The sequence below is a fragment of the Methylocystis parvus genome, from assembly GCF_049675845.1.
In the GTDB taxonomy this organism is placed as follows: Bacteria; Pseudomonadota; Alphaproteobacteria; order Rhizobiales; family Beijerinckiaceae; genus Methylocystis; species Methylocystis parvus_A.
In genome coordinates this window covers 256,770-275,507 of record NZ_CP187161.1, presented here as the reverse complement: position 1 = coordinate 275,507, position 18,738 = coordinate 256,770, and the positions used below count along the sequence as shown (strand labels likewise).

At 63.8% G+C, this 18,738-nt stretch carries 17 protein-coding genes and 6 pseudogenes; 9 read left to right on the top strand and 14 right to left on the bottom strand.

Annotated features, from left to right (window positions below):
* The first annotated feature begins 198 nt into the window (after positions 1-198).
* From ACPFMJ_RS01555 to ACPFMJ_RS01545, 3 genes are all read left to right on the top strand, one after another.
* Positions 199-564 (top strand): hypothetical protein, encoded by a 366-nt coding sequence (locus ACPFMJ_RS01555; RefSeq protein WP_424362132.1) that lies wholly within the window; start codon positions 199-201, stop codon positions 562-564.
* Between the two features lie 374 nt (positions 565-938).
* Positions 939-1,304: a group I truncated hemoglobin gene (locus ACPFMJ_RS01550; RefSeq protein ID WP_424362131.1), complete on the top strand. Its 366-nt coding sequence runs from the start codon at positions 939-941 to the stop codon at positions 1,302-1,304.
* Positions 1,301-2,248 (top strand): 2Fe-2S iron-sulfur cluster-binding protein, encoded by a 948-nt coding sequence (locus ACPFMJ_RS01545; protein ID WP_424362130.1) that lies wholly within the window; start codon positions 1,301-1,303, stop codon positions 2,246-2,248. The genes ACPFMJ_RS01550 and ACPFMJ_RS01545 overlap by 4 nt, the downstream gene beginning before the upstream one ends.
* A gap of 1,714 nt (positions 2,249-3,962) precedes the next feature.
* On the opposite strand, the pseudogene ACPFMJ_RS01540 reads toward ACPFMJ_RS01545, so the two are convergent.
* Positions 3,963-5,969: pseudogene (locus ACPFMJ_RS01540) on the bottom strand (ABCB family ABC transporter ATP-binding protein/permease).
* Between the two features lie 104 nt (positions 5,970-6,073).
* Here ACPFMJ_RS01540 and ACPFMJ_RS01535 point away from each other — a divergent pair.
* A complete protein-coding gene (locus tag ACPFMJ_RS01535; protein ID WP_424362129.1) occupies positions 6,074-6,691 on the top strand; it encodes a TIGR00730 family Rossman fold protein in 618 nt (205 codons plus the stop codon).
* Between the two features lie 57 nt (positions 6,692-6,748).
* Here the strand turns inward: ACPFMJ_RS01535 and ACPFMJ_RS01530 are convergent, their stop codons facing one another.
* The gene (locus ACPFMJ_RS01530) at positions 6,749-7,033 is read right to left on the bottom strand and encodes an alpha-isopropylmalate synthase regulatory domain-containing protein (protein ID WP_424363769.1); all 285 of its coding nucleotides are present in this window, start codon (positions 7,031-7,033) and stop codon (positions 6,749-6,751) included.
* Between the two features lie 13 nt (positions 7,034-7,046).
* Here ACPFMJ_RS01530 and ACPFMJ_RS01525 point away from each other — a divergent pair, with 13 nt between their 5' ends.
* Positions 7,047-7,427 (top strand): hypothetical protein, encoded by a 381-nt coding sequence (locus tag ACPFMJ_RS01525; protein WP_424363945.1) that lies wholly within the window; start codon positions 7,047-7,049, stop codon positions 7,425-7,427.
* Here the strand turns inward: ACPFMJ_RS01525 and ACPFMJ_RS01520 are convergent.
* The 9 genes and pseudogenes from ACPFMJ_RS01520 to ACPFMJ_RS01480 all read right to left on the bottom strand — a co-directional run bounded on the left by ACPFMJ_RS01520 (position 7,398) and on the right by ACPFMJ_RS01480 (position 10,946).
* Positions 7,398-7,727, bottom strand: a complete 330-nt coding sequence (locus tag ACPFMJ_RS01520) for a hypothetical protein (RefSeq protein WP_424362128.1) — start codon at positions 7,725-7,727, stop codon at positions 7,398-7,400. The two genes, ACPFMJ_RS01525 and ACPFMJ_RS01520, sit on opposite strands and share 30 nt — an antisense overlap.
* A gap of 22 nt (positions 7,728-7,749) precedes the next feature.
* Positions 7,750-8,244 (bottom strand): annotated as a pseudogene (locus tag ACPFMJ_RS01515) (citramalate synthase); the annotation flags it as partial.
* Between the two features lie 96 nt (positions 8,245-8,340).
* The gene (locus ACPFMJ_RS01510; RefSeq protein ID WP_424363768.1) at positions 8,341-8,871 is read right to left on the bottom strand and encodes an N-acetyltransferase family protein; all 531 of its coding nucleotides are present in this window, start codon (positions 8,869-8,871) and stop codon (positions 8,341-8,343) included.
* Positions 8,872-9,159: 288 nt separating this feature from the next.
* Positions 9,160-9,231, bottom strand: a pseudogene (locus tag ACPFMJ_RS01505) (hypothetical protein); the annotation flags it as partial.
* A 357-nt stretch (positions 9,232-9,588) separates the two neighbouring features.
* A pseudogene (locus ACPFMJ_RS01500) lies at positions 9,589-9,705 on the bottom strand (CysS/YqeB C-terminal domain-containing protein); the annotation flags it as partial.
* Positions 9,706-9,823: 118 nt separating this feature from the next.
* Positions 9,824-9,886 (bottom strand): annotated as a pseudogene (locus tag ACPFMJ_RS01495) (hypothetical protein); the annotation flags it as partial.
* 190 nt (positions 9,887-10,076) lie between these two features.
* Positions 10,077-10,253 (bottom strand): hypothetical protein, encoded by a 177-nt coding sequence (locus tag ACPFMJ_RS01490; protein WP_424362127.1) that lies wholly within the window; start codon positions 10,251-10,253, stop codon positions 10,077-10,079.
* 14 nt (positions 10,254-10,267) lie between these two features.
* Positions 10,268-10,824: pseudogene (locus tag ACPFMJ_RS01485) on the bottom strand (hypothetical protein).
* Positions 10,749-10,946: a hypothetical protein gene (locus tag ACPFMJ_RS01480; protein ID WP_424362126.1), complete on the bottom strand. Its 198-nt coding sequence runs from the start codon at positions 10,944-10,946 to the stop codon at positions 10,749-10,751. Before ACPFMJ_RS01480 ends, ACPFMJ_RS01485 begins: the two are co-directional and overlap by 76 nt.
* Between ACPFMJ_RS01480 and ACPFMJ_RS01475 the strand changes: the two genes are divergently transcribed.
* Entirely contained in the window at positions 10,851-11,279 is a 429-nt protein-coding gene (locus ACPFMJ_RS01475) for a hypothetical protein (RefSeq protein WP_424362125.1), read from the top strand. The genes ACPFMJ_RS01480 and ACPFMJ_RS01475 overlap by 96 nt on opposite strands.
* 4 nt (positions 11,280-11,283) lie before the next feature.
* Here ACPFMJ_RS01475 and ACPFMJ_RS01470 read toward each other — a convergent pair whose 3' ends face one another.
* Positions 11,284-11,811, bottom strand: coding sequence for a CreA family protein (locus ACPFMJ_RS01470; protein ID WP_424362124.1), 528 nt, complete (start codon positions 11,809-11,811; stop codon positions 11,284-11,286).
* A gap of 292 nt (positions 11,812-12,103) precedes the next feature.
* Here ACPFMJ_RS01470 and ACPFMJ_RS01465 point away from each other — a divergent pair, with 292 nt between their 5' ends.
* Entirely contained in the window at positions 12,104-13,237 is a 1,134-nt protein-coding gene (locus tag ACPFMJ_RS01465) for a DUF2865 domain-containing protein (RefSeq protein WP_424362123.1), read from the top strand.
* Between the two features lie 98 nt (positions 13,238-13,335).
* Positions 13,336-14,241, top strand: coding sequence for a sulfate adenylyltransferase subunit CysD (gene cysD / locus ACPFMJ_RS01460; RefSeq protein WP_424362122.1), 906 nt, complete (start codon positions 13,336-13,338; stop codon positions 14,239-14,241).
* Here the strand turns inward: cysD and cckA are convergent.
* Positions 14,238-16,760 (bottom strand): cell cycle histidine kinase CckA, encoded by a 2,523-nt coding sequence (gene cckA / locus ACPFMJ_RS01455; protein ID WP_424362121.1) that lies wholly within the window; start codon positions 16,758-16,760, stop codon positions 14,238-14,240. The genes cysD and cckA overlap by 4 nt on opposite strands.
* Before the next feature lie 305 nt (positions 16,761-17,065).
* On the opposite strand from cckA, the gene ACPFMJ_RS01450 reads away from it, so the two are divergent.
* Entirely contained in the window at positions 17,066-18,019 is a 954-nt protein-coding gene (locus tag ACPFMJ_RS01450) for a hypothetical protein (protein ID WP_424362120.1), read from the top strand.
* 61 nt (positions 18,020-18,080) lie between these two features.
* Here the strand turns inward: ACPFMJ_RS01450 and dksA are convergent, their stop codons facing one another.
* Positions 18,081-18,497, bottom strand: a complete 417-nt coding sequence (dksA, locus tag ACPFMJ_RS01445; protein WP_424362119.1) for an RNA polymerase-binding protein DksA — start codon at positions 18,495-18,497, stop codon at positions 18,081-18,083.
* Between the last annotated feature and the right edge of the window lie 241 nt (positions 18,498-18,738).

Below are 18,738 nucleotides of genomic sequence, written 5' to 3'. Positions count from 1 at the left end.
CCACCGGCAAACCTAACTATAGCGTTATAGATCAAGGCAATACAAATTTTTTGTCGCATCGCATCATTGAATTGCTGCGACGCGATGCTACCTTTGCCGCAAGGAGGGAGAACACCAGCCAACCTGAAGGAAGGCCGTCGGCCCGGCGGTTCTCAGTGAAGGCGGCACGCTCTCGTTTATAGAAGAAAGGAATAGATCATGAAAACACGGCTTATCGCGACGGCGCTCCTCGGCGCTCTGGCGGCTGCGACGCCCGTGTCAGCCGCGGACGTCTGGTCGGAGACGACGATGAAGCCGCTCGCGGCGGCGAGTCTCGACGCCGGGGGCGCGCATGTTGTGAGCTACTTCCAGCCCGTCGGCGGCGCCTGCCGCCTGACGATGATGATCGCCGATCAGGAGATGGAGGCCAAAGGCGGCTCGCCGACCCGCGTTCAGATGACGGTCGAGCCAGGCCGCGCGGCCTTCGTCGACGACGCCGACGGCAAGTCGTCCCGCTTCACATGCCTCTACGGCGCCGAAGCGATGAACGTCGTGCGCGTCGACCGCGTGGCGCTCGCCCGATAGATATTAATGCGACGGCCCGACCAACGGCCGTCCTCCTACCGGCGGCGGCGCGGCCCTAATCTCGATTCGGCCGCGGCGCCAGAGCTCCGATGACCTGCCGGCTCATCGGCGAGCGCCAACTCTTCGACGCATCGCGCGACGAATTAAGCGACGCAAATTCCGCTAACGACATCGGATAAACGGTCCTCCGAGGCCGCGACAACTGGCGCGTTTCCGCCGTCTGTGGCGCCATCTCCTTAAGGAATGCCTTTAATTTCAACGCACTGACAGAACCGTTCGTGCGAGTCTCCAGCGCGTCTGTGGCTCTATGCAACGGCTCAGGAAGCTGCCTATAAAGAGGTATCCAGAATACTTCTTTAGGGAGCAAGAACGCCATGGCCAGCCTGTATGAACGCGTCGGAGGCGAAGCCGCCGTCAATGCCGCCGTCGATCTCTTTTATCGCTACGTCCTCTCGGACGGGCGCATCGCGCGCTTCTTCGACGGCGTCGACATGGACGATCAGATCGCCAAGCAGAAATCGTTTCTGACGATGGCTTTCGGCGGTCCGAATAAATATACCGGCCTCGACATGCGCCACGCGCATCAGAAGCTCGTCGCCAAGGGTCTGAACGACTCCCATGTCGACGCGGTGCTGGAGAATCTCGGCCGCACCCTGCGTCAGCTCGGCGTCGGCGAGCCGGAGGTCAAGGAAGTGCTCGCGCTCGCCGATTCGGTGCGCGGCGACGTGCTGAACCGTTGAGCCTGCTCACCTACAAGGATCGCCCGGTCGACATCGCGCCGGGCGAAACCGTCCTCGACGCCCTGCTGCGCGCAGGCGTCGAGGCGCCCTATTCCTGCCGCTCGGGCAATTGCCAGACCTGTATGCACCGCGCGGTGGAAGGCAAGCCGCCGGAGCAGTCCCAAAAAGGTCTGACCGACGCGCAGAAAGCGCTCGGCTTTTTTCTGCCCTGCATTTGCGAGCCGACGGCGCCCCTTGTCATCGCGCCCCCGGACGACGCCGGCGCGGCGATGGAGGCGACAGTGCGCGAAATCACGCCACTCTCTCACGACGTCGTGCGCCTGCGCATCGAGACGGCGAACTTCGCCTATCGGCCCGGACAGTTCCTGGAGCTGATCGCGGGCGACGACCTCAAGCGCCATTACTCGCTGGCGAGCCATCCGGAGGAAGATCCCTTCCTCGAAATGCATATTCGCCTGCATCCCAACGGCCGGATGAGCCGGCATGTCCAGGAGACGCTCTCGACCGGCCACAAGGTCCATGTCGCCGGGCCGCGCGGCACTTGCTTTTACGAAGGGGTCGACGCGGATCAGCCGCTCATTCTCATCGGGGCCGGAACCGGGCTCGCGCCGCTTTATGGCGTCTTGCGCGACGCGCTGCGCAAGGAGCATCGCGGGCCGATCCGGCTCTATCACGGCGCGCGCGAACGCAAGGGGCTCTATCTCACCGAGGAATTGCAGGCCCTCGCCAAATCCCGCGCCAATGTCGAATACATCCCTGCGACGCTCGACGCTGGCGGCGATGTCGCCGCGCTGGCGCTGGAAGCCGAAAAGTCGCGCGCGGCGCATTCTGCTATTTTCCTCTGCGGCGGCGAAGCGCTCGTGAAGCGCCTCAAGCGTGACTTCTTCATGAGCGGCGCGAGCCTGAAGGCCATCCGCTCGGACGCGTTTACGCCGGCGGGGTAAGCCCCGCGGATCGGCGCCGATCGCTCGACTTCCAAAGCCTCATCGTAATTGGGGTTCTTCGACCTGAAACTGAGTTGGGTCTTTCCGAGTAAGACCCGGCTCAGCTTTTTCTTTTGCAAGCGTGTTCGTCCTAACGCCCTCCTGCGATTGGTCGCAAACTTCGTCGGCCCTACGGCGCCTCTCACGCTTCTCGATCAGCGTCGCACAAGCTTACGCTGAACACTTTTCTTGGACGCGACAACAAATCGCTTGCGATTCGATGATTAATTTACAATTAATAGTTGAGCGCGCTCTCAGCCATTCGGCTAGACGTGATGTATTGCTTTAGCTTTGCTATAATTGTGGGAGAGCGCCATGCAACGTACTTCCTTTTTCGCCTCACTCGCCAAGGTTTTAGGAGCGGTGTCGTTGCTGACAGCGCCCATCTACTCAACGGCATCCGCAGCGACGATCAAGTTCCAGGTTTTCAATGGAAACGGAGTGCAACTGACATACGACACGGTCATTGATCGAATGTCTGGCCGGGCTGGCGCAGCCTTCATGAGCTCCGGCACGATTGAATTGGCGACGCTCAAGGCTGTCGCTCTGAACGGGCATTATAATTCCGGTGGACTGTTTGCGATAGACGTGCCTTCGACCTCCAAACAAGGGATCATGGTGCATTGGAATACGCCGAACACCGGTTACTCGTCGTTCCTTCTGGATAATGGCGGTCAAGGCTTCACCCAGGATCAGACGCTCATTTTCAACGAGCAGCTCGCCAAGGATGCGTACCGTCAATTCATCGACGCGTACAACCGACGGATGAACGCTACGCCCGCGTACATCACAGTCGCGCAGTTTGATGGACTGAAGAAAAGCAGCGACGACTGCATGGCCAGACTGGCCCAACCGGCGGCGGCGTCGATCAAGGGGGCGATTGGCCAGGAGTGCCTTGATTATATCGACCAGGCCATGGCCCTCTTGCTCAAGAGATATGGCAAGCAGACTGCGCGCACGCTGGAGACCGCTCAGACTTACGGCGTGTGGGGCGTTTCGACCTACCCGACAAGCGCGGCCTACAAGACGAACATAGACGAACTCGTTCCCCTCTTCGAAGCGCGACATCGGTGGGCGCGGCTCGTCATGGACGATACGTCGGACAGCTATTTTTCGACCGTCGACACCGTGCTTAGTTACGCCGCCGCCAACCAGGTGCAGACGCTCGGCCAGCTGTTCGACAGTTCGATCCAGTCCAGTCTCTCCCTCACGGCATTCAAATCTGCCGTTGATAGAGCTCTTGCCCGTCCCGGGTTCTCGAAGTTCACGGCTTGGGAGGTGGGCAACGAAGTCAATGGCGGCTGGCTTGGTTCAGGCATGTCCGCCAAGATCGATTATGCGGCGGCGCAGGTGAAAGCGAAGACCGGAAAGAAGGTCTTCCTTACGTTCTATTGGTACGGGATCGAAGATACGCTGACGACCAGCCTGTTCAACTGGATCGACGCCAATATCACGCCGTCTATCAGGAACAATATCGATGTCGTGGCGCTAAGCATCTACGTTGATCAGCAACCTCTCGGCTTTTCGAGGGAGCTCGTCATGACCAAGCTGGCGGACCTGTTCCCCGGCAAGATGATCATGGTGGGTGAGCTCGGTTTTATCGATCCGTCGGTGAAGATGGTTTTTCGCGAAAGTCCGATGACCGCATCGGATGATGCCGGCGCCCAGCTTTATATCAACACCAACTATCCGGCGTCGTTCGGGACAAAAGCGGCGATGGGCGGCAATTTCTGGTGGTATTACGACACCCAGATGGTCGGTAAGACGTCTCTCTGGAATGCGCTGCACACCATATATTGCAATACATATATCGGTTTTGCAGACGTTTCGAACGCTTGCAAGGCGCCTCGGCCGCCTCGCGCTGGCGGTTCCACATGCCGGCGTAGTGGCCGTTCAACGCCAGCAATTCCGAATGCCGGCCGCGCTCGATGATGCGGCCATGGTCGAGGAACAGGATTTCATCCGCGTCCACGATCGTCGACAGCGATGCGCGATGACGAGCGTCGTGCGCCCCTTGGCGACGCGCGCAGCGCTTCCTGAATTTCGTGCTCCGTGAAGCTGTCGAGCGCCGACGTCGCCTCGTCGAGCACCAGGATCGGCGGCCCTTGAGGATCGTGCGCGCGATGGCGACGCGCTGCTTCTCGCCGCCCGAGCTTCAGCCCGCGCTCGCCGACCTGCGCGTCATAGCCGCCCGGCACGCTCTGGATGAAGCCGTCGATCTGCGCGAGACGCGCGGCCTCGCGCACCTCGTCGTCGGACGCGTCCCAGCGGCCGTAGCGGATGTTGTAGCCGATCGTGTCGTTGAACAGCACCGTGTCCTGCGGCACCATGCCGATCGCCGCGCGCAGGCTCGTTTGCGTGACGTCGAGGATGTCCTGTCCGTCGATCGTGATGCGTCCGCCTGCGGCTCGTAGAAGCGAAACATCAGGCGCGAGATCGTCGACTTCCCGCTCCGGATGGGCCCACGATCGCAAGCGTCTTGCCGGGCTGCACGCGGTAAAGCTCACGCCCTTGAGGATCGGCCGCGTCGCTTCGTAATGGAATTGCACATCGTCGAACACGATACGGCCCTCGCTCACGGCGAGCGGCTTCGCGTCCGGCTTGTCGGAGATTTCCGGATTCTGCGAGAGGATGCCGAACATCGTCTCGATGTCGATGATCGCCTGACGGACCTCGCGATAGAAGGTGCCCATGAAGTTCAAGGGTTGATAAAGCTGGATCATTGTCGCGTTGATCAGCACGAAATCGCCGACGCTCGCCTCAGAGTCCTTCAGATCGCTCACACACATCAGCATCATGAGCGCCAGACCAAGGGTAAATATCGCCGCCTGGCCGGCGTTCAGCACGGCGAGCGAGGTATAGGACTCGACGCTCGCGCGCCGGTAGCGCTCCATGGATTTGTCATAGCGCGCCGACTCGCGTTCCTCGGCGCAGAAATATTTGACGGTCTCGTAGTTGAGAAGACTGTCGATCGCCTTTGACGTTGGCGTCGATGTCGCTATCGTTCATCTTGCGACGGATGTCGATGCGCCAATTGGTGGCGAGCGTCGTGTAGGCGAGGTAAACGGCAATCGTGAGAATGAGCACGACGCCGTAACGCCAGTCGAACTGGTAGAGAAAGACGCCGAGCACGAGCAGGAATTCGACGATGGTCGGGAGGCCTGTCGACATCACGAGCCGCGCCAGCGTCTCGATCGCGTCACGTCCGCGCTCCAATATGCGCGTCAGACCGCCTGTCTTGCGGCTCACGTGATAGCGCATCGATAGTCGATGCATGTGGTCGAAGACGTCGATTGCGAGCTTTTTCACGGCGTGCATCGCGACGGCGGCGAAGATCGCGTCGCGCGCCTGCGTCAGGATGACGGAGAGAGCGCGCGCAACATTCCATAGAGGACAGTGAAGCCGGCCGCTCCGACGAGAAATTGGTCGCAGAGGCGTCGAGATGGCTTTGAAGCGCGTCGGTCGCCCATTTGAACGTGTAGGGCACGAGCGCATTGACGAGCTTGCCGATGATGAGCAGCGCGAAGCAATAGAGCACGCGTCTCTCGAGCTCAGGCTGGCCTTTCGGCCATATATAGGGCCATAGATGCAAGATGGTCGTGACGAGGCTGAATTTGCCGAACGGCGCGCCCTCATCAATAGCGGTTCTGTTTCCTCTCGCGCTTGTCGCTCCCCTCAGCATCGGCCCTTCCGTATTGTCACCTGCTTGACGTCTGTCATCGCGCTTTCATATAGCTCTTTATGCTTACGGGACACCACTGTTGATCTCCTCAGCGGCTTGGGTGTATGCCGCGCATAAGCGCGAGTCATGACCAGCATCGAAACATCTGTGTGTATTGCGGCTCGTCTCCGGGCCACGATCCCCGCCATGAAGCTGCCGCGAAAGCGCTCGGCGCTGCGATCGCCCGAGCGGGCATCGGTCTCGTGTTCGGGGGCGGGTCCTGCGGACTCATGGGCGTCGTCGCACGCGCGGCGCTCGACGCAGGCGGCGAGGTCTGCGGGATCATCCCCGATTTTCTAGGCAAGCGCGAGATCGCGCTCGCTGGGCTGACGGAGCTTTGCGTTGTCGCCGACATGCACCAGCGCAAGCGCCTCATGTTCGAGAAGTCCGACGCGTTTGTCGCATTACCCGGCGGTATCGGCACGCTGGAGGAGCTCGCGGAGCAACTGACCTGGATCCAGCTCGGCCGTCATGAGAAGCCGCTCGTCATCGCTGACATTGGCGGATTTTGGCGCCCCTTGCTGCGGCTCTTCGCCCATATGCGCGAGGAGGGCTTCATCCGGGCGAACTATGAGATACGCTACCTCGTGGCCGAACGCGTCGAGGACATCGTTCCGATGATCTTCGGCGCCGGATGCCATCGGCGCTCGGCTGCTGAAGCCGAGATGGTCGAACGATTTTAGGACGCGGTTCCGCAAGTCTCGTGGTTCTGAAGCTGCTTGACGCTTTTGCAGACAGCACTACCTCGCCCCGTCGCGCAGCAGCTTGTAGTTGATCGCGTCGATCAGCGCCTCGAAGGACGCGTCGATCACGTTCGCGGAGACGCCCACCGTCGACCAGCGATCGCCCTTGGCGTCCGCGCATTCGACCAGCACGCGCGTCACCGCGTCGGTGCCGCCCTGGAACACGCGCACGCGATAATCGACCAGCCGCACGTCGTCGATATAGCGCTGATAGTCGCCAAGGTCTTTTCGTAGCGCGAGGTCCAATGCGTTGATCGGTCCATTGCCTTCGGCTGCGGAAATCTTCGATTGGCCGTTGACATGGATCTTGACGATCGCCTCGGCCCCGGCGTCCTCGAAGCCGTTGCGCGCGAAGCGTCGATCGACCGGCGACGCTGTAGCGCTCGACGTCGAAGAAATGCGGCGCCTCGCCCAGCAAGCGCTTGGCCAGGAGATAGAAGGAGGCGTCGGCGCCTTCGTAGGCGTAGCCCTGCGACTCTTTTTCCTTGACCTCGTCCAACAAGCGCCCGAGGCGCGGATCGTCCCTGTCGAGCGCGACGCCGAGGCGCGTGAGCTCGGCGACGATATTCGATTTCCCCGCCTGGTCGGAGACGAGCACGCGACGCCGATTGCCGACGCTTTCTGGCGGCACATGCTCATAGGTGTTTCAGGCGCTTTGAGCAGCGCGGAGGCGTGAATTCCGGCCTTGGTCGCAAAGGCGCTGCTCGCCGACATAGGGCGCATGGCGGTTCGGCGCGCGGTTGAGCAGTTCGTCCAGCGCGTGGCTGACGCGCGTCAGATGCGTGAGCTTGTCTCGCGTGACGCCGATCTCGAAGTATTCCGCGAATTCGTCCTTCAGCAGCAGCGTCGGGATGATCGTCGTGAGATTGGCGTTGCCGCAACGCTCGCCGAGACCATTGAGCGTGCCTTGAATTTGCCGCGCGCCGGCGCGCACCGCCGGCGAGGGAATTGGCGACCGCCTGGCCCGTATCGTCATGAGCATGGACGCCGAGCCGATCGCCGGGGATATGTTTCGTCACCGCGCGCAACGATGCGCTCGACCTCATGTGGGAGCGTGCCGCCATTGGTGTCGCAAAGCACGACCCAGCGCGCGCCGGCATCGTAATTGCGCCTTGGCGCGGCGATAGCGCATAGTCGCGATTGCCCTTGAAGCCGTCGAAGAAGTGCTCGCAATCGATCATCGCCTCGCGCTGCGTTTCGACGACGGCGCGCACCGATTGTTCAACGGCCTCGAGATTGTCCTCTTCCGTCGAGCGTAAGCGCGACCGACCTGATAGTCCCAAGCTCTTGGCGACAAGGACACGGCGTCCGCCGCACAATCGAGCAGCGCCGCGACGCCCGGATCGTTCTCGACCGAGCGCCCTTGCCGGCGCGTCATGCCGAAGGCGCGAAACGCGCTTTGATCTTCGGGCGCGCGGCGAAGAATTCCGTGTCGTGGCGTTGGCGCCGGGATAGCCGCCCTCGATATAGTCGATGCCGAGCTCGTCGAGCATCGCGCGATCTGGCGCTTGTCGTCGAGCGAGAAATCGACGCCGGTCGTCTGCGCGCCGTCGCGCAGCGTCGTGTCGAAAGCGTGACGCGTTCCTTCGTCATTGCGGGCGGCCCGTCGGGGCTGCGAGCCGTGGGTCGACTTCTGGCTTGACGAGCTCCTTGGTCATGCGCGTGCGCCCGAGCCATTCGCCGTCGAGCTCGACTGTGTTGCGGCTTTGCGCCGTATAGCCGCGCCGCGCAAAAAATTGCGCGCGGCGTCGGAGGCCTCGACGGTAAGTTTTTTCGTTCCGCGCGCGGCGAGCTTTTCCGATGGCGTCGAGCAGCGCCGAGCCGACGCCTCGGCGCGCGAAATCGGGGTGAACATAGAGCATGTCGAAAAGCGTATTGTCCTTGAGCGACGCGAACCCGGCAATCTCACCGCCGACAAGGGCGACGATGGTGAGCGCTTTCGCGAGCTTGGCCGTGAAGGCCGCCTCGTCGTCGGCGCGCGCGGCCCAGGCGGCGCGCTGACCCTCATCGTAAAAATCCTCGGTGAGCGCCTCGATGCTCTCACGAAAGAGCACGGCGAGACGCGGCGCGTCGGCGAGTAGGAAGGGTCGCAGCGTAGGCGCGGCGTGGAAGCTTCCCATCTTTAAAAGACGCCCAGGAGATGGAGGGCGATTGCGGATGCGAAGACCGCCCAATGGCGTTTGAACGGCAGCGTTCTTTTCCAGTCTTCGTTGGACAGATAGCTCAGCCAGTCGCGCGCCGGAAAGGGGAGGGATTTCTTCGCACGAAATCGTCAGCCAATGGGGGGCTCCAATCCCTCCCCCTTGCGGGGGGTGCGCGCGCGCGTCTGGGGGACCGCATGTGTCGTGAGCGCGAGCCATAATGGTTTCGACGACGCCGTCGAGGTTTTCGTCTATCTCAGGGTTCCAGAAGCGCAGGGTTAGAAAACCAAGCTCAGCGAAATGCGCGTCGCGGCCCGCATCATGGGCGATCGTCCGCATGCGCAGCCGTCGATCTCGACGATCATCCTGTGCTTGAAATCGAGGATCCATCGCCGAGACGATGAGGCGTGCTGTGAGAATTCGCGCGAACGTCTTGCGACTTCACTAAGAACCTGTCCGCGCGCGTCATGGTCTTGCGCAAGGCGCGGGCGCGTTTGATTGCCAATGATTCGGAACCCCGCCGTCGCGCGCGCGACCCTCCCCGGACAAGGGGGGGATGACGGGTTCATCGAGATTCCGATCGCGCCGAACGCTCGAAACTGCGCAGGCGTATCGGGCTGAGCTACGCTCGCGGGGCTCAAATCCCTCCCCTTTACGGGGGGGTTCTCGCGAACCGGGTGGGGGACTGCAACGCGATCATCGCTTCACCTCCCACGTCGTCGTGCCGTCCTTGTTGTCCTTGAGCGCGACGCCCATCGCGGCCAGCTCGTCGCGGATGCGGTCGGACTCGGCCCAGTTCTTGGCGGCGCGCGCGGCGAGGCGGGCTGCGATCAGAGACGTCGATACTTGCTTTTTGTTCTTCCGAAAGCTTCTCGCTCGACCCAAGCGATCGTCAAAAGTCTTAAATCTATGCCGAGCGCTTCAGGAGAATTCAGCGGCCTCTCTGGCGTCCATCGTCAATCGCGTGGATGACCGTGAGGGCAAACGGCGTGTTTAGGTCGTCAGAGAGCGCTTCGCGGCACGCGCCGCGAGGCTAGACATAATACTCAACGCTAAATGAGTGTTCAGATCGTCCGAGAGTGCGTCTAGAAGTTCTCGCGGCACCGAACCGGATATCGTTGCTCCCGCACGCCGGATTATTCCATTCCAGCGCTTCAATGTCGCATAGGCCTCCTCCAGCGCCTTCACGGTAAAATCAATTGGCTGGCGGTAATGCGTGCGCAGCATGGCGAGGCGCAGCACTCGCCCGGCCATTTCCGCCCGCCGAACTTCTCCGTATGCAGCAGCTCATGGATCGTGATGAAATTCCCCAGGCTCTTGGACATCTTCTCGCCCTCGACCTGCAGAAATCCGTTGTGCATCCAGACATTCGCCATCACGTCGGAATGAACGCGCAGCGCGACTGCGCGATTTCGTTCTCGTGATGCGGGAACACCAGATCGATGCCGCCGCCGTGAATGTCGAAGGTCTCGCCGAGATGCGCCCAGCTCATCGCCGAGCACTCGATATGCCAGCCCGGACGCCCATGCCCCATGGCGAGTCCCAGCCCGGCTCGCTCTCCTTCGACGGCTTCCACAAAACGAAGTCCATGTCGCCGCGCTTATAGGGCGCGACCTCGACGCGCGCGCCGGCGAGCATTTCGTCGAGCGAACGGCGCGACAGGCGGCCATAATCCGACATCGACGGCACGTCGAACAGCACGTGTCCGTCCGCCGCATAGGCGTGGCCCGAGCCGCGATCAATTCTCGATGATCGCGATCATCTGCGCGATATGCTCTGTCGCGCGCGGCTGCACGTCGGCGGCAGGCAGCCCAGCGCCTTCACGTCTTCCTGGAAGATCTTGTTCGTCTCTTCCGTCAGCGCGCGGATCGAGATGCCGCGATCGGCGGCGCGGGCGTTGATCTTGTCGTCGACGTCGGTGATGTTGCGCACGTAGCGCACATGCTCCGGCCATAGAGATGTCGCAGCAGACGATACAGCAGGTCGAAGACGATGAGCGGCCGCGCATTGCCGATATGGGCGTAGTCGTAGACCGTCGGCCCGCAGACATACATGCGCACGTTGGCGGGATCGAGGGGGCGAAACTCCTCCTTCGTCCGCGTCAGCGTGTTGTAGATCTTCTCGTCTCCGCCGCCTATCACTCCAATGTGCAGGCCGCGTCTCTGACGACCTATGTCGTCTCCGATCAGGACGGCTATGGCGTGATGGAATGCCTCACGACGAAGTCGGACTGCGGCAAGATCGTCGCGGACGCCTGGTGCGAGTCGCACGGCCATGGCCCCGCCAGAGCCTATGGCCGCGCCGAGGACATCACCGCCTCGATCGCAACGGACGCGCCGCGCCAGCCTTTGAAGCCCGACGCGGCGGTCGTTTCCTGCACCGACTAAGGACCTATCTCAGCCAATCGGCGCATTTGGGCGGCGTCGTCCCGCCCCAGGGCTGGATCGCCACGGTCGCCGTCGAGTTCTCCGGCGAACCCTCCACCAGCCTGTCGGAATAGACCATGTAAACCAGCATGTTGCGCTTGGTGTCGCAGCCGCGCGCAATGTGCATCTGCTTGAAGAGCAGCGACCGGCGCTCGCTGATCATCAGATCGCCCTGCGCGAATTTGTCCTTCTCGTTGCGCAGCTTGATCGGCCCGTACTGGCTGCACGAGATCGAGATTTCCGAGGTCTGCTCCGCGACGCCGAACATGCCGGCGACGCCGCCCTTCTCATGGGCGGTGTAGGCGCAGGCCACGCCCTCGATCAGCGGATCGTCGACATCGTAGGTCGCGAGCTTGTCGTTGGGCGTCAGCAGCTTGAAGTCGGTCGACTTGCGGAAGATGAGGTCCGGCCCCTCCTGCGCCGAGGCGGCGCCGACGGTTAGCAGCGCGGCGAAGGCGACCGGAACAATCGCGAGAAATCTGCAAGTCTTCATATGGCGACCCTCCAATGGCGTCCGGGCGGATATGGGCGAAGACCGCGCTCATGGGAAGGGGTTATGACTGCGCCGCAGCAAAAAATGCGTCGGTCGAGTTAAAGCAGCCGGCGCAGGCGCGGCGGCGCGCCTTGCTGCCGACATGATGCGGAGCAGAATCCCCCCTGGATTTGATCGGCGGCGCAATTAAGCGAATATGGCCAAGAAAGCGCGCCGCGATTCCAGGATTCGGACCCGCCGCGCGGAGAGGCTCACAGATAGCCCCGCGCCGGGCCGGCAGCCGGAGCACAAAATGAGGCCGACCTTGGGGCCCACGAATTTCCAGAAACGACTGGCCTCTGCGCTCGGCGCAGCGCTTTTCCTCATGCTGCCCGCGTCTCAGCCGGCGCAGGCGGAGAGCGCCTATTGCACGGATCTGCGCGCGCAGATCGCCAAGGCCGGAGCCGAGGGCATGCAGGCCCGCTACCGCGCCGCCGCCGCCAAGCAGCGCGCCGAATATGGCAAGCTCGCCGCCCGCGCGCGTGGGATGGGCTGCGACCGCGAGCAGTTCCTGTTCTTCGGCGACCCGCCGCCGCCCCAATGCGGCGCGATCAATGCGCGGCTCAGCTCCCTGCAAGGCAGCATCGCGGCCTATGACCAGGGCGCGACGGACGACAGCCAGCGTCAGGCGCTCATGGCCCGCTATGAGGTCGACTGCCGCAATCAGCGCGCCGCCCCGCGCGAGGCGCAGCCCCACAGCTTCTTCGAGGAGCTGTTCGGCGTCGGCGCGCCGGACCCGACAACCGGATTGCGCGAAGTCCCCGTCGGCCCGCCGCAGGACGAGACGCTCGATCCCAATTACGAAGAGGAGCAGGCGGACCAGCGCCCGCGCGGCGGCCCCATGGCCATCTGCGTGCGCGAATGCGACGGCGGCTTCTTCCCCATCACCTATTCGGCGAGGGGCGCGCAGCTCGACGATCTCAACACGCTCTGCAAGGCCATGTGCCCGGGCGTGGAGGCGAAGCTCTACACCCAGTCGCAATGGAAGGGCCTCGACTCCGCCATCTCGGTAGATGGCGAGCCCTATGCCGACCATCCCAATGCGCGGAAATTCGAGAAGGTTTTCGACCCGACCTGCGGCTGCAAGCCGCAGGGCCAGAGCTGGACGGAGGCCCTGGCCGAAGCCGAACGCATTCTCGCCGAGCGCAACAAGAAGGACCAGATGATCACGGCCGAGCAGGCGGAGCAGATGTCGCGTCCGATCCTGCCGGGCGATCCCCGCGCGAAAAAAGTGGACGGTCCCGCGACCGCGACCGCCCCCGTTGCGAGCGACGGCCTGCGCGGCACGCAAGGCAGCGTAACGACGGGCGGGCCGGAAGTGTTTCGGGACGTGGTCGGGCCGGATGGCGTGAAGCGCCGGGTGCGCGTGGTGGCGCCGACGCTTTAATTTCGGGAGCAGCGCGACGAAAAATTCAGTTCCCCGCCGCTGGCCGTGAGCTTGGCGGGCCCTACATTTTGCAATGCAGCAAGCTGAAGGGAGCGACTGTGGGAAGAAGCCTGTCACATCTGGCCTGGCTGGAAGCCGAGGCCATTCACATCCTGCGCGAGACTACGGCCGAAGCCGAAAATCCGGTCATGCTGTTCTCGGCCGGCAAGGACTCTACCGTTCTGGCCCATTTGGCGCTGCGGGCCTTTTATCCAAGCAAGCCGCCCTTCCCGCTTCTCCACATCGACTCAACCTGGGAGTTCCAGTCGCTTCTCGATTTTCGCGATCGCTTTGCGCGCGAAAATGGCTTTCGCCTCATCGCCTATGCGAATGAGGAAGGCCGCGCGGCCGGGATGAACCCCTTCGACTATGGCGACCGCTACACGCTCGTCATGCGCACCGAGCCGTTGAAGGCGGCGCTGAACGCCGGAAAATATGACGTGGTCTTCGGCGGAGCCCGGCGCGACGAGGAACGCGCCCGCGCCAAGGAGCGCATCGTCTCCATCCGCGACGACAAGCATGTCTGGGACCCGCGCCAGCAACGCCCGGAATTCGGGCGGATGTTCAATCTACGACTTGGCCGGGGCCAGTCGGCGCGGGTGTTCCCGCTCTCGAACTGGACCGAGCAGGATATTTGGAACTATGCGCTCGAAAACGAGATCGAGCTCGCGCCGCTCTATTTCACCGAGGAGCGGCCCGTCGTGCAGCGCAAGGGCGCCTTCGTCGTCGTGGACGACGAGGCGCGCATGCGCTTCGAGCCCGGCGACAGGGTCGAAATGCGGCGCGTGCGCTTTCGGACGCTTGGCTGCTGGCCGGTAACCGGCGCGATCGAGTCCGAGGCGACCGACATTGCCGCCGTTCTCGATGAGACGCTCAACGCCCGCTTTTCGGAGCGTCAGGGCCGCATCAGCGACGGTGAGGACGGCGGGTCGCTGGAGCAGAAGAAACGCGAGGGCTATTTTTAGCCCTCGGCGCCCATATGCGACTTCACCGTCTCGATGAGTTGCTTGATCGAGAAGGGCTTTGGCAGGAAGCCGAAGTCGCCTTCCGGCAGGTTCTTCGCGAAGGCCTCTTCCGCGTAGCCCGAGACGAAAATCACCTTCGCCTTCACGCCGCGCTTGCGCAGCTCCGCAAACATTGCGGGGCCGTCCATCTCGGGCATGACGACGTCCGATACGATGAGGTCGATCTTGCCGCCGACTTCCTCCACGACCTCCAGCGCCTCGAGGCCGGTTGTCGCCTCGAGCACCGTGAAGCCGCGCGACTTCAGCGAGCGCGCGCCGATGGAGCGTACCGCGTCCTCGTCCTCGACCAGAAGAATGACGCCCTGCCCAGTGTAATCGGCGGCGGCCTTCGGCGCCTCGGTCTCCTTCTGGGGCGTCTCCTTGGCGTCGGGGATATAGCGCGGCAGGAAGATGCGGAAGACGGTGCCCTGGCCGACGTCGCTCGACGCGAAGATGAAGCCGCCCGACTGCTTCACGATTCCATAGACGGTCGAAAGGCCGAGGCCCGTTCCCTTGCCCACTTCCTTGGTTGTGAAGAAGGGCTCGAAAATCTTCTCGATGACTTCCGCCGGAATGCCCGAACCGTTGTCCTCGACTTCGACAAGGACGTAATCGGCCGCAACCAGATGAATGAGCCCAAAGCTCGCGCATTCGTCCCTGGTGACGTTCTTCGTGCGGATCTGCACCCGGCCGCCCGAGTCCGGCATGGCGTCGCGGGCGTTGACCACGAGATTGATGATAACCTGCTCGAACTGCGTGATGTCGGCCTTCACATACCAAAGGTCGCGGCCGTGACGCAGATCGAGTTCGTTCTTCTCGCCGACCACGCGGCGCAGCAGGATCTGTAGTTCCGAGAGCGCATCGCCGAGCTGAAGCACCTGCGGGCGCAGCGTCTGGCGGCGGGAGAAGGCGAGGAGCTGGCGCGTGAGGCCGGCCGCGCGGTTCGCGGTCTCCTTGATCTGGCGAATGTCGCGGAACGCCGGATCCGTCGGACGGTGGCTCGAGAGCAGCAGATCGGAATAGCCGATGATCGCCGTGAGCATATTGTTGAAGTCGTGGGCGATGCCGCCCGCGAGCTGGCCCACGGCGTTCATCTTCTGCGACTGGGCGAACTCCTCCTGCAGCTTGCGCTGCTCGGACGTGTCGAGCGCATAGATGGTCGCGCCCTTCTGACCGGAGTCCTCGGCCGGCGAGACGAAGAAGCGGGCCGAGCGCGGTCCCGCGCCCTCTTCGAACGACACGTTGACCGGCTTGACGTCGCTCTTGCCCTCGACCGCGTCCTGGATCGCCTTGCGCAGCGCCTCGGCGTCGCGCTCCGAAAGGCCGGCGAGGAGCGACCAGTCCTCCTTCGAGTGACCCGCCTTGAAGGCCTTGGGCAGCAATTTTGCGAACGCCGCGTTGGAGTCGCGAAGCCGGCCTTCGGCGTCGAGCGTCGCGATCGCCATGGGCGTCGAATTGAAGAAGCGCGCGAAGCGCACCTCGGCCGCGCGCAAATCCTCGCCCGGCTTTTCACCGGCGGCGCGGTTGAGCACGAGCGTGCGCGACGCGCCGGAGGCGCCGTCCTGGCCGAAGGCGACCTGATGCAGCAGGCGCACCGGCAGCGAGCGGCCATTGCGGCAGCGCAGATCGAGATCGATCTGCTCGGTGCGCACCTCGCCCGGCGAGCCGGACACCGCCGCGAGCAGGGCCGCGCCGTTATTGGCGACGATGGAGGCGAGCGTCGCGCCGCCGGACCCGACCTGCGTGAGGTCGTAGCCGAGCCAACCCGCCAGCGTCTTGTTCATGTAAGAGACGGAGCCGTCGGGATCGGCCGAGAAGAAGCCCGCCGGCGCATGATCCAGAAAGTCGATCGCGTGCTGGAGCTCCTGGAAGACGCCCTCCTGCCGCTGGCGCTCGCCGGTGACGTCCGCCACGCGCCAGAGCGACGCGCGCGGCCCGGCATGGGGCAACGGCCGCACCTTGATGCGATACCAGCCGACGGCGCCCGCGCCGGTCAGCGGCGGCGACAGGCGCAAATCCTCGACATGGACGGTTCCGGCCCGCGCGGCCTGCGCAAGTCTGTAAATCGCCTCGGAGACTTCCGGCGGCCCCGAAAACAGCCGCTCCACGACCTGCAGGCCGGAGACGTCGCGCGCGCCGCAGAGCTCCATATAGGCGTCGTTGGCGTAGGCGATCTGCATGTCGCCTTTGGTGACGAGCAGCCCCTCGGTCGTCGAATCCGCGATCAGCTTCGTGATGTCGTTGCGCGGAGCGCGTGAGGAGAATTGTATGAGGCCCACGGCGTAGGCGAAGAGGAAAAACACGCCCGCGACGCCGAACAAGGCGAGCGCGAGCATGATGAAGCGCGGCGCCATGGCGGCCGGGGCCAGGAAAAAGACGCCGAGCACGGCGACGACCGCGACCGCGAGCGTCAGCACGAGGCCGGCGTTGCCCGGCCGGTCGTTTCGGTCAAATGCAGACGACGCCGCCCTATCGGTCATCCTGAACGCCCCGCGTGTCGCGCTGGGGACGCGGCGCGCGCCCCGAGCGATTCGCTCTGCATGCCAGAATATGGTTAATGAAGGCGCGCGTCGAACAAGCGCCGCCTTCGGGACTCGCCAAACCGCGAAGTTCGCCAGAATCACTGGGAAGAATGGCGGTCCGCGGCCCCGATGGCAACGGCGCCGGGCGGGTTTTGCGTAAGTCCAGCGTCGCGTTAACCATTGATTAACCTTTTGGGGCCTCTTGCCTTGAAAGCTGTTAGTTTGGCAAGGTTCAGGCGCGTTCGAAGAGAGACCTGCGGTTCATGTCAGAAAAATTCTCGCAAATGCTCCCGATTCTCGGAGCAATCGTGGCGTTCCTCATCGCCGCGCTCCTTGTCCTCTATATCTTCCGACTTCTGTTCGGCCGGAGAATACGCACGGCTGGCGCAAAGAAGGGCGGGCGCCGTCTCGACGTGGTCGATGTATTCGACCTCGATCGCGAGCGGCAGCTGGTAATCGTGCGGCGAGATAACACCGAGCATCTTCTGTTGATCGGCGGCCCCAACGATCTTCTTGTCGAAGGCGCGATCGCGCGGCCCGAGGGGGCGATGCCGCGCCCAGCGACCGAAACGCGCGCAGCGTCGGCCGGCCCCGGCGCCTGGCCGCCCGGCCCCGCGGAAGCGCCGCTCCCGCCGCCGGCGGCCGGCCCTGTCCCGAAGCCGGCGGCGCCTGCGCCCCTCAACCTGCCGCCGGACCTCTTCGCGCCCGCGCCCACAAAGCCGACGCCCGCGGAGCCTGCTCCGGCCGCGCCGCCGGCGCCGCCTGCGCCCCCGCCCGCCGCGGCGGCTCCTCCTGCGCGTCCGGCTCCGCCCGCGCCCCCGCCGCGTCCGGCCGCGCCGCGTCCCGCGACGCCGCCTTTCCTGGCGCGCACGCAGCGGCTGATCCAGCCCAAGGGAGAAACCGGCCCCGGCGCGCCCCCGCCGCCGGCGCCGCCCAAGCCTGCTGCGCCGCCGCCGCCCCCTGCGCCGGTCGCCGCTCCCCCGGCTCCCCCGGCTCCGCCGCCGGAGCCCGTCGAGCTCCCGGCCCCGCCGCCGGCCCCCGCAGCGCCGCCTGCGCCGCCGCCCCCGCCGCCGCCGGCCCAGATGCGTCCTCCGGCTCCGCCGCCCGCGCCGCCGCCTGCCCCGCCCGCGCCGCCGCCGGCCGCGCCAGAGGTCGACCCGCTGGAGTCGCTGGAAGCGGAAATGGCCCGCCTGCTCGGCCGGCCGGAGAAGGAATAAAAAAGAAGGGCGTCGCCAAACGGCGACGCCCTTTCCTTATGTCCGACCGTGACGTTTCGAATTAGTCGTCGCGATAGACCTTCTCGCGCCGCTCATGACGCTCCTGCGCCTCGATCGAGAGCGTCGCAATCGGCCGCGCGTCGAGACGCTTCAGCGAAATCGGCTCGCCCGTCTCCTCGCAATAGCCGTAGCTGCCATCCTCGAGGCGGCCCAAAGCGGCGTCTATCTTCGCGATGAGCTTTCTCTGCCGGTCGCGCGCGCGCAGCTCGATCGCGCGATCCGTCTCGGAAGACGCGCGATCCGCAAGGTCGGGATGGTTCTCGTTCTCATTCTGGAGCGCCGCGAGCGTCTCGCGGCTTTCGTGAAGAATATCTTCTTTCCATGCCAAGAGCTTCCGGCGAAAATATTCTCGCTGCCGGTCGCACATGAAAGGCTCGTCTTCCGACGGCTTGTAGGCTTCGTCCAGATCCACCGTCATTGCCGCGAATCCCGTGTTGGACCATAGGCGCGGCCTATATAGACGGGCGCAGAAGCTGACACAATCACATTTCACCGCGCGGTAGAGAATGATTCCGTCTGCAAGCGACCGTAGGTACGTCGCTCCGCAACCGCTTTTTCCCATTGAATAATTCTGCTTAAGAGCCGCGCCCCGCACACGGGAGGCGCGAATGGCTCGGCTGGAGCCGAGAATTGTCCACCGGACAAAAAAAAACCCGCGG

What these genes read in the sequence shown, in the direction of transcription:
- ACPFMJ_RS01555 (WP_424362132.1), top strand. Translation starts at nt 199, where the DNA reads ATGAAAACACGGCTTATCGCGACGGCGCTCCTCGGCGCTCTGGCGGCT.
- ACPFMJ_RS01550 (WP_424362131.1), top strand. Translation starts at nt 939, where the DNA reads ATGGCCAGCCTGTATGAACGCGTCGGAGGCGAAGCCGCCGTCAATGCC.
- ACPFMJ_RS01535 (WP_424362129.1), top strand. Translation starts at nt 6,074, where the DNA reads ATGCCGCGCATAAGCGCGAGTCATGACCAGCATCGAAACATCTGTGTG.
- ACPFMJ_RS01520 (WP_424362128.1), bottom strand. Translation starts at nt 7,727, where the DNA reads ATGACGATACGGGCCAGGCGGTCGCCAATTCCCTCGCCGGCGGTGCGC.
- ACPFMJ_RS01510 (WP_424363768.1), bottom strand. Translation starts at nt 8,871, where the DNA reads ATGGGAAGCTTCCACGCCGCGCCTACGCTGCGACCCTTCCTACTCGCC.
- ACPFMJ_RS01490 (WP_424362127.1), bottom strand. Translation starts at nt 10,253, where the DNA reads ATGCACAACGGATTTCTGCAGGTCGAGGGCGAGAAGATGTCCAAGAGC.
- ACPFMJ_RS01475 (WP_424362125.1), top strand. Translation starts at nt 10,851, where the DNA reads ATGTCGCAGCAGACGATACAGCAGGTCGAAGACGATGAGCGGCCGCGC.
- ACPFMJ_RS01480 (WP_424362126.1), bottom strand. Translation starts at nt 10,946, where the DNA reads ATGTATGTCTGCGGGCCGACGGTCTACGACTACGCCCATATCGGCAAT.
- ACPFMJ_RS01470 (WP_424362124.1), bottom strand. Translation starts at nt 11,811, where the DNA reads ATGAAGACTTGCAGATTTCTCGCGATTGTTCCGGTCGCCTTCGCCGCG.
- ACPFMJ_RS01465 (WP_424362123.1), top strand. Translation starts at nt 12,104, where the DNA reads ATGAGGCCGACCTTGGGGCCCACGAATTTCCAGAAACGACTGGCCTCT.
- cckA (WP_424362121.1), bottom strand. Translation starts at nt 16,760, where the DNA reads ATGACCGATAGGGCGGCGTCGTCTGCATTTGACCGAAACGACCGGCCG.
- ACPFMJ_RS01450 (WP_424362120.1), top strand. Translation starts at nt 17,066, where the DNA reads ATGTCAGAAAAATTCTCGCAAATGCTCCCGATTCTCGGAGCAATCGTG.
- dksA (WP_424362119.1), bottom strand. Translation starts at nt 18,497, where the DNA reads ATGACGGTGGATCTGGACGAAGCCTACAAGCCGTCGGAAGACGAGCCT.